General features: G+C 65.2%; 11 protein-coding genes, 1 tRNA gene and 1 pseudogene. 5 read left to right on the forward strand and 8 right to left on the reverse strand.

Going from position 1 to position 15,493, the window contains the following annotated elements:
- Positions 1 to 374: 374 nt before the first annotated feature.
- Positions 375 to 2,756 (forward strand): TonB-dependent receptor, encoded by a 2,382-nt coding sequence (locus HUW10_RS17675; RefSeq protein ID WP_174504669.1) that lies wholly within the window; start codon positions 375 to 377, stop codon positions 2,754 to 2,756.
- A gap of 155 nt (positions 2,757 to 2,911) precedes the next feature.
- Here HUW10_RS17675 and HUW10_RS17680 read toward each other — a convergent pair whose 3' ends face one another.
- A complete protein-coding gene (locus HUW10_RS17680) occupies positions 2,912 to 4,051 on the reverse strand; it encodes a mechanosensitive ion channel family protein (protein ID WP_174504670.1) in 1,140 nt (379 codons plus the stop codon).
- Positions 4,052 to 4,270: 219 nt separating this feature from the next.
- Here HUW10_RS17680 and HUW10_RS17685 point away from each other — a divergent pair, with 219 nt between their 5' ends.
- Entirely contained in the window at positions 4,271 to 4,918 is a 648-nt protein-coding gene (locus tag HUW10_RS17685; RefSeq protein ID WP_174504671.1) for a hypothetical protein, read from the forward strand.
- Between the two features lie 74 nt (positions 4,919 to 4,992).
- Here HUW10_RS17685 and arsH read toward each other — a convergent pair whose 3' ends face one another.
- The 4 genes and pseudogenes from arsH to HUW10_RS18420 form a co-directional block, all read right to left on the reverse strand.
- The gene (gene arsH / locus HUW10_RS17690; RefSeq protein WP_255540114.1) at positions 4,993 to 5,736 is read right to left on the reverse strand and encodes an arsenical resistance protein ArsH; all 744 of its coding nucleotides are present in this window, start codon (positions 5,734 to 5,736) and stop codon (positions 4,993 to 4,995) included.
- A 234-nt stretch (positions 5,737 to 5,970) separates the two neighbouring features.
- The gene (locus HUW10_RS17695; RefSeq protein WP_307781122.1) at positions 5,971 to 7,107 is read right to left on the reverse strand and encodes an NAD(P)H-binding protein; all 1,137 of its coding nucleotides are present in this window, start codon (positions 7,105 to 7,107) and stop codon (positions 5,971 to 5,973) included.
- A gap of 225 nt (positions 7,108 to 7,332) precedes the next feature.
- A pseudogene (locus HUW10_RS17700) lies at positions 7,333 to 8,438 on the reverse strand (IS3 family transposase); the annotation flags it as partial.
- Complete coding sequence (locus HUW10_RS18420) at positions 8,413 to 8,649, reverse strand: hypothetical protein (protein WP_236656491.1); 237 nt, start codon at positions 8,647 to 8,649, stop codon at positions 8,413 to 8,415. The gene HUW10_RS18420 and the pseudogene HUW10_RS17700, both read right to left, overlap by 26 nt.
- Between HUW10_RS18420 and HUW10_RS18725 the strand changes: the two genes are divergently transcribed.
- Complete coding sequence (locus HUW10_RS18725) at positions 8,569 to 8,763, forward strand: hypothetical protein (RefSeq protein ID WP_371808642.1); 195 nt, start codon at positions 8,569 to 8,571, stop codon at positions 8,761 to 8,763. The two genes, HUW10_RS18420 and HUW10_RS18725, sit on opposite strands and share 81 nt — an antisense overlap.
- On the forward strand, positions 8,763 to 8,972 hold the full coding sequence (locus HUW10_RS17710; protein WP_174504673.1) for a thiol-disulfide oxidoreductase DCC family protein: 210 nt from the start codon (positions 8,763 to 8,765) through the stop codon (positions 8,970 to 8,972). The genes HUW10_RS18725 and HUW10_RS17710 overlap by 1 nt, the downstream gene beginning before the upstream one ends.
- 96 nt (positions 8,973 to 9,068) lie before the next feature.
- Here the strand turns inward: HUW10_RS17710 and HUW10_RS17715 are convergent.
- From HUW10_RS17715 to lepA, 3 genes are all read right to left on the reverse strand, one after another.
- Positions 9,069 to 9,158, reverse strand: a tRNA-Ser gene (locus HUW10_RS17715).
- 53 nt (positions 9,159 to 9,211) lie between these two features.
- Complete coding sequence (locus tag HUW10_RS17720; protein ID WP_236656492.1) at positions 9,212 to 10,555, reverse strand: DNA recombination protein RmuC; 1,344 nt, start codon at positions 10,553 to 10,555, stop codon at positions 9,212 to 9,214.
- 5 nt (positions 10,556 to 10,560) lie between these two features.
- Positions 10,561 to 12,366, reverse strand: a complete 1,806-nt coding sequence (lepA, locus tag HUW10_RS17725) for a translation elongation factor 4 (RefSeq protein WP_174504674.1) — start codon at positions 12,364 to 12,366, stop codon at positions 10,561 to 10,563.
- 277 nt (positions 12,367 to 12,643) lie between these two features.
- Here lepA and HUW10_RS17735 point away from each other — a divergent pair, with 277 nt between their 5' ends.
- Positions 12,644 to 15,475 (forward strand): bifunctional transaldolase/phosoglucose isomerase, encoded by a 2,832-nt coding sequence (locus HUW10_RS17735; RefSeq protein WP_174504676.1) that lies wholly within the window; start codon positions 12,644 to 12,646, stop codon positions 15,473 to 15,475.
- Positions 15,476 to 15,493: the final 18 nt, after the last annotated feature.

A 15,493-nucleotide genomic window follows, 5' to 3' on the forward strand; every position in this document is an offset into this window, starting at 1 on the left:
CTGTGAAATCACCATGACAATTTCTCACCCGCACCCCAGCCCGTCCCGCTTCCCTTGCCGCGCGCGGCAAATCACATTTCTTCAATGTAACAAAAAAATCACCGAAATCCACCAAAGGCGTGATCCTGTTTTTCAATTTATTCTGTAAAACAACTTTCACATATGAGTATCCCCGGCGAATTTCGGCTCGAAACCATCCGGAAACCCTCGCTCATCCGCCCGATATTGTCCTTCTGCCCGGGGCGTGACTTCAAACCTTAACGTGACGAAACGTAACCTCCCCTCTAGACGCGGGCCCATCGTTCACCGCTTGGCTGGAACCCGCGACATCGCCCTTGTCGCGCTCCGCGTTTACTCTGGGAGAGAGCCGGATAATGAAATTATCCAACATCGTTTCCGTTAGTTCGACACTGCGCACCGCCTTGCTCGCGGGCGCCAGTGTGTTCGCGCTCATGCCACACGCTCACGCCCAGACCGTCAGTGCCGGACAGGTTTCGGCGACGGCGACCACGAAATATTACACGCATCTTGGCAAATCGAGCGTCAAGCTCACCAAGAAGAAAATCTTCAAATCCGCGCAGTCGCAGGCGGTCGTCAGCCGGCAGGACATCCAGGCCCTCGGCCCGTCGACCAGCTCGGCCGGCGCACTGTCCGCGGCGCCGGGCGTGCAGATCCGCGGCTATGGCGGCAATTCCGATACCGCCCGCTACCAGATCCAGCTGCGCGGTTCGAAGGTCGGCTGGTCATCGACGAACGGCGACGCCGAGCGCAACGGCCTGACCGTCCTGTTCGACGGCATTCCGATGAACAACACGATTTCCCATAACGGCCAGTGGGACTCCAACGAAATCCCCATCACCCAGCTCTTCAGCGGCATCAACGTCATCTACGGCCCGGGCAACCCGGATACCCGCTGGTTCGACTCGGTCGGCGGCACGATCAACTATGTCCCGGTCCAGCCCACCAAGCGCCCGCACTACCAGGTCGGCATCGCCTATGGCAGCCAGCAGACCGAAAACCTCCATTTCATCTTCGATACCGGCGAATACAATGGCTGGAGCGGCGTCATCGGCGGCGGCTATGCCGGTGCCAAGAGCTACTGGGGCGGAACCTCGGTCGGGCACTATAGCTGGCCCGCCCAGTCGCACGCGATCTATGCAAAGCTGGTCAAGGATTTTTCCAACGGCTCGCTCAGCTTCGCCGTCTATAACGACAACAACGTCGAATACGCGCCGCGCCCGAGTTTCATTCCGCTGACCCCGATCCCCGGCGTCACCGTCACCGGCTATTCCGGCTCGCCGCTGTTCAGCCAGCAGACCTCAGGGTTCTACGGCACCGGCACGCCGGATATCTGGTTCAAGCAGCTGCAGGTCCGCGACACCATCCTCTACAGCAAGATGTCGGTCGCGCTGTCGAAGGACATGACCTTCCATAACAATCTCTGGTATCGCTGGGGTCATCGCGTCCATTACCGCGTCAACAATTACGGCACCAATTCGCCGCTCGCGGGTGCGGCCTACGCCCCGAACTCGACCAACAGCGAATATTATTACCCGACCACGAATCAATATGGCGATAATCTCTATTTCGATTATCACCTGCCCTATAACGACATCAAATTCGGCGGCTATGTCATCTACGAGCGGTATTACTCGCCCTACCGCGGCTACAACTATCTCGGCGTTGGCGGATCGACCCAGCAAAATCCGGCGCAAATCCAGAAATTCACTGTCTACACCACCTACGCCAACGCCTTCCTGCAAGACACGATCCACCCGTTCAAAGGGTTCTCGATCACGCCCGGCATCGCCGAGGTGTCCTACCACACCGATTTCCACAACGATCTTCCGATCGGTGGCACCAACCAGATCGGCGCCGGCGATGGCTCCAAGACCTTTGTCCGCGCCGAACCCTCGATCGGGCTGCGCTACGAGGTCACACCCTGGGCCGCGCTCTACGGCAGCATGGCGATCTCCTACCAGAACCCGACCGACAATGCCTTCGGCGCCAACCAGCAAAATCCTGTCAACCTCTCGATCCTGAAGCCGACCCAGGCGCGCGACTACGAAATCGGCCTCAAGCTGTTCAGCGATCACGTGCCCTATTTGCATCACGCGACGCTGAACCTGAACTACTTCAACGATACGCTGACCGACGAAGCGATTTCAATCTATCATACGAACATCGTCAGCTCCTCGCTGGCGGCGGCGAATGCCCGGCTGCAGGGCGTGCAGCTCGATGCCTCGGTCGAGCCGAATTTCCATTGGCGCGGCTTCGTCAATGCAAGCTTCGACAACAACAAGTATCTGCAATACGAGACCGGCGGCGTCGTCTATCACAACGAGCCGATCTCCTATAATCCGAACCTGTTGCTGAATTTCGGCCTGAACTACCGCACCTTCGTGGGCTCGACGCTGGTGACCCTCGGCTTCCTCGATCAATATACGGGTTCGCAGCACTACTTCAACAACAACACCAACAACGTCTCGTCGCGCAAGCTGTCGGGGTTCAATGTCGCCAACCTCTCGATCACGGCGAACATTCCGGTGCCGAAAAGCCTCTCGCGCGGCGTGAAGGTTCTCGAACTGTCCTTCAACATCAACAATCTCTTCGACACCAAGTATAACGACAACGGCTACATCACGAGCGGTGGCTATTTCGGCACCAACTCGCTCGGCACGAATACCGCCAACGCGATCCTGGTCCAGCCGGGCGCCCCGCGGCAGTTCATCGCGGGTCTGACCGCGAAGTTCTGAGAGCGCTGTCCGGTCCGGTCGGGTATTCCAACCCGACCGGCTCTATCGGAATGTTAGAGAGCGTTCCGATCCATCCGGATCGGGACGTGCTTTATCCTCTCGATAACCAGCGCATCTTTATCCGGTCAGATGATTTCATCTGATTGGATGATGCTCTACCCCGGCCGCACGCCGCCGGCCGCCATCGCCATGTCTACAGGTGCTGCCTGCGGCATCGGCCCGGCAAGCCGCACCTCGGAGACCGGCAAGGCAAGCTCCGCCCCGTGCAGCCGCACGATCCGCCCCAGCTCGATCAGCAGCCGCTCCTGGATCGCGAGCGACTCCGCCCACACCACCGTCCGGGTGAAGCACCACACCATGATCTGCAATGCGTGCGTGCCATACTGGTCGAAATACACCATCGCGCCGAGCGACTGGTCGATGTCGGGATGATTGTCGACATGCTGGCGGCACGCCTCGGTGATCGCTTCCAGCCGGTCGAAATCGGCGTAGCGGATCGCGATCGTGGTGCTGATCTGCCGCGCCTGCATCCGCGGCGGCGTCTGCACCACCGATGAATTGAAAATCTGGTTCGGCACGTAATAGGGCCTGGTGTCGAAGCCGCGCAGCGTCGTGGTCCGCCAGCCGATATGCTCGACCGTGCCATACACGTTCTGCGAGGGCAGCACGATCCACTCGCCCACCTTGAACGGCCGGTCGAGATAGACCACCAGCGCGCCGAACAGGTTGGCGGTCACACCCTGCGCGGCGAAGCCGACGGCGATGCCCGCCACCCCGCCAAAGGCGAGCAGGCTGGCGATCGAGAAATTCAGCTCCCGCAGCACCATCATCCCGATCACCGCGACCACGAGAATGCGCGTGATCTTGCCGATCGCATCGACCAGCATCGGGTCCGGGGTCTCGCCGCGCCGCGCCGCGACATGCGCCGGATAGGCGCGCTCGCCCACCGCGACCACGCGCAGCGCCGCCCAGGCGATCGTCAGCAGCATCACCACCTTGAGCACCACCGGCAGGATCGCCAGCAGACCCGTGAGGCGCAGCGGCGTCGCCACCGCGAGGGCGGTGAAATACAGCGCCAGCGCCCAGATCCCGACGACGACCGGCGGCAGCAGGCGGGCGAAGATCGCGGCGCGCATCCGGTGCCCGTGCCGCTCCGACCAGCGCGCGAGGATCCCCAGCGCCGCGCGCGAGGAAGCGGTGCCGCCGATGCCGAGCAGCAGCGCGACCGCAACGCCGATGATGGTCGAAAGATGGGCCATCCAGAACGATGCCGTTCCGGCCACGAGATTTTGCATTTGTGTTCGCTCCTCCGCGGATGGGCCCGGCAGGTGAGCGCCGGGGCGGAGTCCGTGCCGCGCACGGACCATGGGGCATGAACGGCGGGCGAAGCCCCCGCGCACGCACAATCAGTCGGTGCTCTGGAGGTGGGGGCGGGGAGGGGCGCTGTAAACCCGGCGGCGGCGAATCCGCTTTCGCCTTGCCCACCCAAGGCACTTCATGGTCTTGTTTTGTTCATGACGATTGCCGTTCGCTTCGCCGCCATCATCGATGGTCTACGCCGCGCCGTCGCCGCGCGCGCGGTGAAGGATGCGTTCTTCGTGTTCGACCAGACGATGAAGCCCGCATCGCCGCACCGGCCGCTGGTGGTCCGGCTCTGGACGTGGCTGGGCCGTCTGTCCCGCCGCTTCACCGCCCTTGCTGCCGGCGCCCCGAAGAAGCGCGCCCCGAAGAAGCGCGCTCAAGCCCCGCAACTTTCCCCCTCTCGCGCAGCCATCTCCAGCACGGCCAACCCCCTGCCGCGCCACCGCGCCTGGCTGCTCGCCCCGGTGCCCGAATCCCGTTGCAGTGCCAGCCAGCTCCGCGCCCTGCTCGACGATCCCGAAGCCCTCGCCCTGATCGGGTCGGATCCGCGCTTCGCCCGGCTGCTCCGCCCGCTCTGCCACATGCTGGGACTCCGCCTGCCGCCCTGTCTCGTCAGGACAGCGCGGCCGCACCCGGCCCAGCCACCGCCGCACCAGGCGCATGATCCGCGCGTTGCACCCGCCAGCGCTTCGCCCGTCGCATCCCCTGGCACATCGCCCGGCATATCGCCCGGTACGTCCTTTGGCATATCCTCGGACGTCACGCCGCCATGGCTGCATCCGCCGCCGGTGCCCACCTGAAACGCGACACCGCATCGCTCCGCACCCACAGGGTCGCGGAGCCGCGCGCGCTGCCCGCGCGGGTCAATCCCGGCTCAGAGTTTCGTGGTCGTCTCCGCCGGCAGCTGCGCCCGCCGCTCGCTGTAGCGATCCACCAGATACTCGGCCCGGTCGCGCAGCAGCCAGGTGAAGCGCACCAGCTCCTCCATCACATCGACCAGCCGGTCGTAATAGGGCGAGGGCAGCATCCGCCCGTCCGCGTCGAATTGCTCATAGGCCTTGGCGACGCTGGACTGGTTGGGAATGGTGAACATCCGCATCCACCGCCCGAGCAGGCGCAGCGTGTTCACCGCGTTGAAACTCTGCGACCCGCCCGAAACCTGCATCACCGCCAGCACTCGCCCCTGGGTCGGCCGCACCGCGCCGATCTCCAGCGGAATCCAGTCGATCTGGTTCTTCATCACCCCGGTGATCGCGCCATGCATTTCCGGACTGCACCAGACCTGCGCCTCCGACCACAGCGAGAGCGCGCGCAGCTCCTGCACCTTCGGATGATCGGCCGAAACGCTTTGCGCCACCGGCAGCTCGCGCGGATCGAAAATCCGCGCCTCCGCCCCCATCAGCCCGAGCAGCCGCGCCGCCTCCTCGATGAGAAACCGCGAATAGGAGCGCTCGCGCAGCGATCCATACAGCAGCAGCACCCGCGGCCGGTGCGTCGCCCGCGCCACCGGCTCCAGCCGCGCTGGATCGGGCATCGCCAGACACGCCCGCTCGAGCGCCGGAAAGCCGTCACCGCCACCATCCCTGAACCGCTCGTCCTGCTGCATCACCCGCCCCATGTTCCCATCACGACCCCACCGCCAAGCGGCCCGATCCCCTATGACGAAACACCCCAAAGGTCCATGTGCGACCTGCAGCACCGAATCCAGTGGCAGAGGGAAAGTCCGCTCGTTTTGTATAAAATATATTTGGGAGCATCATCCGATCAGATGGAATCATCTGATCGAATAAAGATGCTCTGTTTATCAACAAGATAGAGCACGACATCCAATCCGGATTGATCGGAACGTGCTCTAGAAGACGGCGTGATCTCCACGTTCCGGCGCGGGCGCTCCAGCTAGAACTGAGCGGTAGAAGTCAAAAAGGGTTTGCGTTCCCGTCGAAGGCGTTGCGGTTGCGTCGTAATCGCCCGTTTTCGGGTCCAATACGAGCATGGATTCAGTGGCGTAATAGCGGCCGATTCGCGCCAGTTCCGCCTTTTGCGCCAGCGACGGCGAGATGCGGCCCAGGGCCCCGAGCCCCCCCGCAATCATGTCGAGGAGGGCCACCGGCACCGATCGAAATTTGGGCGGGCGGCCCAGCAGCGCGAACAGGGCCTCGCCCTGCTGACGCGGTGTGATTGCGTCACCAGGGCCGCCGATCGGCAGGATGCGGTTCAAACGATCTTCCTCCTGGAGGCAGTCAGCAATGTAATCAGCCAGATCGTCATCGCTGATGGGCTTGCAGGCGGTCAGGTTGCCGTTGCCAAAGACCAGGAAGGGTTGCCCGCGCCGCACGCGCTCGATTTGGCCCGACAGCGACTTAAAGAAGGCTGTCGGTCGCACGATGGAATAGCTCAAGCCGGACTCGATCAGCGCCGCTTCGAAGGCAAGCTTGGCTTGCTGAAAGGCGAGGAGCGGCTTTTGTACACAGATGGCGGATAGCAGCACAAAATGGCCGACGCCGGCCTGCCTCGCAGCATTCAGAACGTTGAGGTGAGCGCCATAGTCGATCGCCCAGGCGTCTTTGGGCGCACCCGTGCGCGAGGCCAAACAGGATACCAGGGCGTCGAACCGCTCGCCTGCAAATCCGTCGCGAGAAAGCGAAACAGCGTCGGTTGGATCCAGCACCCTTACCGCTGCTCCCTGCAAGGCCCTAGCGATCTCCGCCTGCCCAAGCGATCCGCCAACGCCAGAGCGCGTCCGGACGAAACAGACGACCTCGTGCCCACGCCGCACGAGTGCTGCGGCCGTCGCGCGGCCGATGGTGCCGCTGGCTCCAAGGACACAAACGCGTTTGCGCACCTTCGCGCGAGGTGCGTCTGGCGTAGTCGCGGGTTCGACGGTGCGGGTGAGTCCCAATTCCGGCACGGTTGTCCCTACGCTCTCCGACATGGTCTCATCAACAGCCCGGCTCACACGTTGCAGCCAATTTTGAGGTTTGTACCACATCGCGCGGTATCGTGATCTGTGAAGTGGACCCTTTGGTGTGGACCACTTGGGGCGGGATTTAAGATGGAAGCTGATCCGTTCTGATCTCCCAAAGGGCTATCAAGCTACCTGCTGTTGTTGCGGCTGTGGAGATGTGGGCAACGTGGTAGCGTTGTCCAAGCTTCTCCGCAGGATAAGCGTCATATCCACGGCCGCCGGCGGCAGAATGCCGACCATTGCTTCGCGCCACACCGCCATCGGCGCGCGGTTGTCCAACGCCATGTGAGGGCGTTGGTGGTTGTAGAAGTCAAACCATTGGCCCAGGCCGGCGCGCAGTTCCGTGCCGTCAGCGTAGCCCTTGATATACAGGTCTTCGTATTTCAGCGATCGCCAGAGCCGCTCGATGAACACGTTGTCCATCCAGCGCCCCTTGCCGTCCATCGAGATCCGGATCTCCGCCGCGGTCAGGACGTCGGTGAACGCCATCGAGGTGAATTGCGAACCCTGGTCGGTGTTGAAGATTTCCGGCTTGCCGAACCGGGACAGGGCCTCTTCGAGCGCCGAGATGCAAAAGCCGGTGTCCATCGTGTTCGAGACCCGCCAGGCCAGCACCGCTCGGCTATGCCAGTCCATGATCGCCACCAGGTAGAGAAAGCCGCGGCCCATCGGCAGGTAGGTGATATCGGCGCACCAGACCCGGTTCGGCCGGTCGATCACCAGGTCCCGTAACAGATACGGGTAGATCCGGTGCCCCGCCGACGGCTTGCTGGTCCGCGGCTTCGGCCCGAGCGCCGCAATCCCCATCAGCCGCATCAGCCGTTGCACTCGCTTGCGGTTGACCCGCAGCCCCTCGGCCGCGAGCACCGCCATCAGCCGGCGCGAGCCCAGAAACGGCCAGCGCAAAAACAGCTCGTCGATCCGCCGCATCACGTCCAGATCATTGTCGTTCGCCGCACGACGCCGTCGGTACACCCCGGATCGCGCCAGCCCTAGCAGCGCGCACTGCCGGCGGATCGACAGCACAGCATGATCGCGATCGAGCTTCGCTCGCCGGTCCGGCACGCTCATCTTCCGGACCTCTTTGCTAAAAAATCGTTCTCGATCGTCAGTTGGCCGATTTTCGCATGCAGCTTCTCGATCTCCCGCTGCCCGGCGGCCTCCGCATCCTGCCCGATCTTCGGATCAAACGCCCGCGCCGCCTGCTCCTGCAGTTGCTTCTTCCAAGCGTAAATCTGGTTCGGATGAACCTGATACCGCGCCGCCAAGTCAGCAACCGTTGCCTGCTCGCGCAGCGCCTCCAAGGCAATCTTCGCCTTCAGCCCCGCCTCAATCTTCCGTCTCGTCTTGCTCATGTTCCGCTCCGTCTATCATGACAAAACGGCCAATTTCCAACTTAGCCCCTGGTCCCATTTCTAGGATCCACTTCACTACGCCACGATCGACGCGGTTGAGACCTTTGTTGACCACCATTACGAGGAACAGGTGCGCAAACTGCCAGATCATGGGCCTGGCGGCGCGCTGCGCGCGCTGCTGGTCGCCTGCCAGGCGGATGAGGTGGAACATCGTGATCAGGCGCGGGCCGCGGCCATAGCCGGCCCCGGCAGGCTGACGCTGGGATGGCAGTGGCTGGTTGGCGCCGGCAGCGCGTTGGCCGTTTTGGCTGCCCGGCGGGTGTAATGACCGCCCGTCCAACCGTTTATTACGATGGCGGCTGTCCGGTTTGTTCGCGGGAGGTCCAGGTCTACAAGGCCCGCGGCGGATCTGCTTCCTTCGTCTGGGTGGATGTGGCGCAGGCGGACGAGGCAGCGCTTGGACCCGGATTGACGCGTGATGACGCACTCGCGCGCATGCATGTGCGGCGCGCGGATGGGACCATGGTCAATTGAGGGGTATCTCGTGAGACGGATTAGGACGCCGCCACGGAGGAAAGTGATGAGATTTCAGGTGGTTGATACTGATTGAGATCGCGTGAGAAGCGAAACTGGCGGAGGGAGTGGGATTCGAACCCACGGTACGTTTTCACGCACACACGCTTTCCAAGCGTGCGCCTTCGACCGCTCGGCCATCCCTCCGGCGCAGCGGCTTCATAGCCAACAACCGCGCCGGGCTCAAGCGGGGGGTGGCGTTATTCCTCGGCGGTGTCGAGATCGAGCAGGGCAGGGGCTTCGGTGGGGTCGAGCTCGTCGATGTCGCGCAGCTTGCGGCCGACGGCGCGGATGCGGACCTGGGTGCTGTCGATCCCTTTCGAGAGCTGTTCGGCGCGTTTCGCCAGCGCCTCGATGCTCTCGCCGAGCTTGCCCCATTCGAGCTTCACCGCCGAGAGGATGCGGCCGATTTCGCCGGCGCGGCGCTCGAGCTGGACGGTGAAATGGCCAACCCGGATCGTGTGCAGCAAGGCGGGCAGCAGGCTCGGGCTCTGGATCAGCACCCGGTGCTCGCGCTGCACCTGCTCGACCAGGCCGGGAATCCGGGCAACCTCGGCGAACAGGCCCTCGCTCGGCAGGTACAGGATCGCGATATCCGTCGTGCGGGGCGGGCGGATGTATTTCTGGGCGATCTTCTTCGCCTCGTCGCGGATGCGGGCGCTGAGCGCCCGCAGCGCCTGGGTTTCGCCGTCGCGGTCGCCCGCCTCGGCGGCGAGCAGCAGGCGGTCGTAATCCTCGGTCGGGAATTTCGCGTCGATCGGTAGCCAGACCGGCTGATCCCCCTCGCGCACCGGCATGCGCAGCGCGAATTCGACCGCCTCGGCGCCGTTCGGATCGGCGCGGAAATTGGCTTCGAACGTGCCGGGCGGCAGCGTGTCGTCCAGCGTCTGGCGGATCTGCGCCTCGCCCCAGCCGCCGCGCGATTTCACGTTGGCGAACAGCCGCTTGAGATCGCCCACCTGGGTGGCGACCGACTGCACCTGGCCGATCGCCTGCTGCACCTGGGCGAACTGCTCGGCCACGCGCTGGAAGCTCTCGCCGATCTTCTGCTCCAGCGCCGATTGCAGCTTCTCGTCCACCGCCGCGCGCATCGCGTCGAGCTTGGCTTCATTGCCGGTGCGGATTTCATCGAGCTTCTGCTCGACGCGGCCGCGCAGCGCCTCCTGCCCCTCGCGCAGGGCGAGCGAGACGCCGGCGAGATCGCGGTTCATCCGATCGGCGAGCAGCGTCTGGCTCTCGGTCAGCCGGGCGATCGCGGCCATGGTCTCGCTGAGCCCCTGGGCGCGGCCGGCCTGCGCCGCCGATTCGGCCTCGGCCAGCTTGCCGGCGAGCAGGAGGGAGAGGTCGCTCATCGCGCCGTGCAGCCGCGCGAGCTGCTCGCCTTGCGCCCGCGCGCCGTCCTGCACGCGGTCGAACGCCTCGCGCAGCCCGGCGCGGGATTGTTCGGCGATCTCGCCGCGCAGGGCGGCGATCTGGCGGGATTGCAGGAGCGCGAGGGCGACGAGGATCGCGGTGCCGATCGCGGCGATGGCGGCGGCGAGCACCGGGCTCAGGCGTCCATCTTCAGGGCGGCGAGGAAGGCGGTCTGCGGGATTTCGACCTTGCCGAACTGGCGCATCCGCTTCTTGCCCTCCTTCTGCTTCTCCAGCAGCTTGCGCTTGCGGCTGATGTCGCCGCCATAGCACTTGGCGGTGACGTCCTTCGACAGCGCGCCGAGGGTTTCGCGGGCGATCACCCGGCCGCCGATCGCCGCCTGGATGGCGATCTTGAAGAGCTGCCGGGGGATCAGGTCCTTCAGCTTGGCGCAGATCGCGCGGCCGCGGGTGTCGGCGACGGAGCGATGGGCGATGAAGGCCAGCGCGTCCACCGGCTCCTGGTTGACCAGGATGGAGATCTTCACGAGATCGCCGTCGACATAGTCGTCCATCTGGTAGTCGAAGCTGGCATAGCCGCGGCTGACCGATTTCAGCCGGTCGTAGAAATCGAACACCACCTCGTTGAGCGGCAGCCGGTAGACCGCCATGGCGCGGTTGCCGACATAGGTGAGGTCGACCTGCTGGCCGCGGCGCTCGTTGCAGAGGGTAAGGACGGCGCCGAGATAATCGTCCGGCACCATGATGGTGGCGCGGATCCACGGCTCCTCGATATGGTCGATGATCGAGCCGTCCGGCATGTCCGCCGGGTTGTGCAGCTCCATCATCTCGCCGCTGGTCTTGTAGAGCCGGTAGACCACCGAGGGCGCCGTCGCGATCAGGTCGAGATCGAATTCGCGCGACAGGCGCTCCTGGATGATTTCGAGGTGCAGCAGGCCGAGAAAGCCGCAGCGGAAGCCGAAGCCGAGCGCCGCCGAGGTCTCGGCCTCGTAATGGAAGCTCGCATCGTTGAGCCGCAGCTTGGCGAGGCTGTCGCGCAGCTTCTCGAAATCGTCGGCATCGACCGGGTAGAGCCCGCACCAGACCACCGGGATCGACGGCTTGAAGCCGGGCAGGGGTTCGGTGGCGGGGACGCGGTCGTCGGTGATCGTGTCGCCCACGTTGCAGTCGGCCACCGTCTTGATGGCGGCGGTGATGTAGCCGATCTCGCCGGGGCCGAGATCGGCCTGCGGGGTCAGCTTCGGCGAGAAGGTGCCGACCTGGTCGATGGTATGGACGGCGCCGTTCGACATCATGCGGACGCGCTGGCCCTTGCGCAGCCGACCGTCGCGCACGCGCACGAGAATGATCACACCGAGATAGGGGTCATACCAGCTATCGACCAGCATCGCCTTGAGCGGGGCGGCGGCGTCGCCCTTCGGCGGCGGCAGGCGGGTGACGAGCGCTTCCAGCACCGCCTCGATATTGATGCCGGTCTTGGCGGAGATCTCCACCGCGTCCGATGCGTCGAGCCCGATCACGTCCTCGATCTGCTGCTTCACCCGCTCGGGCTCGGCGGCCGGCAGGTCGATCTTGTTGAGCACGGGGACGATCTCGTGATTGGCGTCGATCGCCTGGTACACGTTCGCCAGCGTCTGCGCCTCCACGCCCTGCGAGGCGTCGACCACCAGCAGCGAGCCCTCGCAGGCGGCGAGCGAGCGGCTCACCTCGTAGGCGAAATCGACATGGCCGGGCGTGTCCATCAGGTTCAGGACATAGGTCTGGCCGTCCTTCGCCTTGTAGTTGAGGCGCACGGTCTGCGCCTTGATGGTGATCCCGCGCTCTTTCTCGATATCCATGTTGTCGAGCACCTGCTCGGTCATCTCGCGGGCGGAGAGCGCGCCGGTGGTCTGGATCAGCCGGTCGGCCAGGGTCGATTTGCCGTGGTCGATATGGGCGATGATCGAGAAGTTGCGGATCAGTTCGGTGGGGGTCGAGGTCATGCGCGCTCTTTAATCGAGATCGGGGCTTCTGTCAGCTTCATTGCGCGGCGGCGGCGCCCGGCCGGTGCGGCGCTGATCGATATATCTCGGTCGCATCGCGCCATTGAAAAGAGCGATCGGTTGCGCCACACACGCTTGCGGTCACGGAACGGTGACGCGGCGGGACGTGACATCGGCGCTGTGCCTTCCCATGTCCCGGACAGGATCGGCGTTCTGCCGATACGCCCGCTCCGGCACCGGACCGTCGTCCATCACGACCTGCGTTGAGGAGATCTGCATGAACCCCCTGAAACAACTCGCTGAAGCCGGGCAGGCGCCCTGGCTCGATTTCGTGCAGCGCGGCCTGATCGAGGGGGGGGAGCTTGCCGCCATGATCGAGCGCGACGGGATCAGGGGGGTGACGTCGAACCCGGCGATCTTCGAAAAGGCGATCGCGCATGCGCCGGAATACGGCTCGGCGTTCGAGCGCTTCGTCGCCGCCCATGACGGCACGCCGATGGAGATCTACGAGCATCTGGCGATCGCCGACATCCAGGCCGCGGCGGACGCGCTGGCGCCGGTCTACCGCGACACCTCCGGGCGCGACGGGTTCATCAGCCTCGAGGTCTCGCCCTATCTCGCCAACGACACGCAAGGGACGATCGACGAGGCGCGGCGGCTCTGGGCGGCGGTGGACCGGCCGAACCTGATGATCAAGGTGCCGGCGACCTCGGCCGGAATCCCCGCGATCCACGCGCTGATCGCCGAGGGGATGTCGGTCAATGTGACGCTGCTGTTCGCCGTGCCGCGCTACGAGGCCGTGGCGCAATCCTATATCGCCGGGCTTGAGGATTATGCGGCGAAGGGCGGCGATGTCTCGAAGGTGGCCAGTGTTGCGAGTTTCTTCGTCAGCCGGATCGACAACGTGATCGACCGCGAGTTGCAGGCCCGGATCGATGCCGGCGGACCGGCGGGCACGATCCAGCCGCTGCTTGGTCAGGCGGCGATCGCCAATGCCAAGGTCGCCTATCAGAGTTTCCGCCGGATCTTCGCCGGCGAGGGCTGGGCCGCGCTCGCCGCCAGGGGGGCGCAGGTGCAGCGCCTGCTCTGGGCCTCGACCAGCGTGAAGAACCCCGCCTATCCCGACACGCTCTATGTCGAGCGGCTGATCGGCCGCGACACGGTGAACACCATGCCGCCGGCGACGATGGACGCCTTCCGCGATCACGGCACGGTGGTGCATGATGCGGTGGAACATGAGGTCGAGGCGGCGCATGCCGCGCTGACCGCGATCGAGGCGCAGGGGATTTCGCTGGCGAGCGTCACCCAGGACCTGGTCGAGGACGGCGTGCGGCAGTTCGCCGAGGCGTTCGACAAGCTGCTCGGCGCGGTCGCGGCGAAGCGCGAGGCGCTGGTCGCGGTCAATCCGGCGCGCATCGAGGCGCCGGAGGAGATCGCCCGCGCGGTGGACGAGGCCGCCGCTGGCTGGCGGGACGATGGCACGATCCGCCGGCTCTGGGCGGGCGATGCCCGCGTGTGGAGCGGGGCGGACGAGGCGGACTGGCTCGGGTGGCTCGGCATTGTCGGGCAGGAACACGCGCATGTCGGCACGCTGGTCCGCTTCGCCAACACGATCCGCGAGGCCGGCTTCACCCATGTCGCACTGCTCGGCATGGGCGGATCGAGCCTCGGGCCCGAGGTGCTCGCCACCAGTTTCGGCCACCGTCCCGGCTGGCCGCGGTTTCACATGCTCGACAGCACCGATCCCGCGCAGCTCCGCGCGCTGGAGGCGAAGCTCGACCTGGCGAGGACGATGTTCATCGTCTCGTCGAAATCGGGCGGCACGCTGGAGCCGAACATCATGCTCGCGCATTTCCGCGCCCGCATGATCGAGACGGTGGGCGAGGCCGGCTGGGCGCGGCATTTCACCGCCGTCACCGATCCCGGCTCCTCGCTCGAACAGGTCGCGAAACAGGCGCAGTTCGCGCATCTGTTCCACGGCGTGAAATCGATCGGCGGGCGCTATTCGGTGCTGTCGAAATTCGGCCTGGTGCCGGCGGCGGCGATGGGGATCGACGTGTCCGACCTGCTGGTGCGGACGGCGCGCATGGTCGCCTCCTGTGCTGCGAGCGTGCCGGCGGACCGCAATCCCGGCGTCCGGCTCGGCCTGCTGCTCGGCACCGCCGCGACGCGGTTCGGCCGCGACAAGGTCACGATCGTGACCACGAAGCGGATCGCCGGGCTTGGCGCCTGGCTCGAACAGCTGATCGCCGAATCCACCGGCAAGCACGGCCACGGGCTGATCCCGGTCGATGGCGAGGCGCTTGGCGCGCCGGCCGTCTATGGCCATGACCGCGTCTTCGCCCAGCTCGTGCTCAGGGGTGAGGAGGATGAGGCCCAGGATGCAAGGCTCGCCGCACTGGCGCAGGCCGGGCATCCGGTGGTGCGGATCACGCTCGACGACGTCGCCCAGATCGGCCAGGAATTCTTCCGCTGGGAAATGGCGACCGCGGTGGCCGGCGCCATCATCGGCATCAACCCGTTCGACCAGCCGGATGTCGAGGCGAGCAAGGTGAAGACCCGCGCGCTGACCGACGCCTACGAGGCGGGCACGGCGGTGGCATCCCCCGCGCCGGCATTCAGCGCCAACGGCGTGGCCATCTTCGCCGACGCCGCCAATGAAGCGGCACTCGGCCGGCACAACACGCTGTCCGCCTGGGTGAAGCAGCATTTCCATCGCGCCGGGGCCGGGGATTATATCGGCCTGCTCGCCTATATCGAGCAGACGCCCGCGCATGAGGCGGCGCTGGCCGCCATCCGGCTGCGGCTGCGCGATGCCCGCAAGGTTGCGACCTGCGTCGGCTTCGGGCCGCGCTTCCTCCATTCCACCGGCCAGGCCTACAAGGGCGGGCCGAACACAGGCGTATTCCTGCAGATCACCGCCGACGACGCGGCGGATCTCCCCGTGCCCGGCCATCGCTACAGTTTCGGCCAGGTGAAGGGGGCACAGGCGGAAGGCGATCTCGGCGTTCTCGTCGAACGTGAGCGCCGGGCCATCCGCGTTCACCTCACCGAGGTGGAGGCGGGGCTGGCCGAACTGGCGAAGGCCATCGACCACGCCTTCGCCTGAGCCTCGAGCATCATCCGG

Source organism: Acidiphilium sp. C61 (assembly GCF_905116885.1).
GTDB lineage: Bacteria > Pseudomonadota > Alphaproteobacteria > Acetobacterales > Acetobacteraceae > Acidiphilium.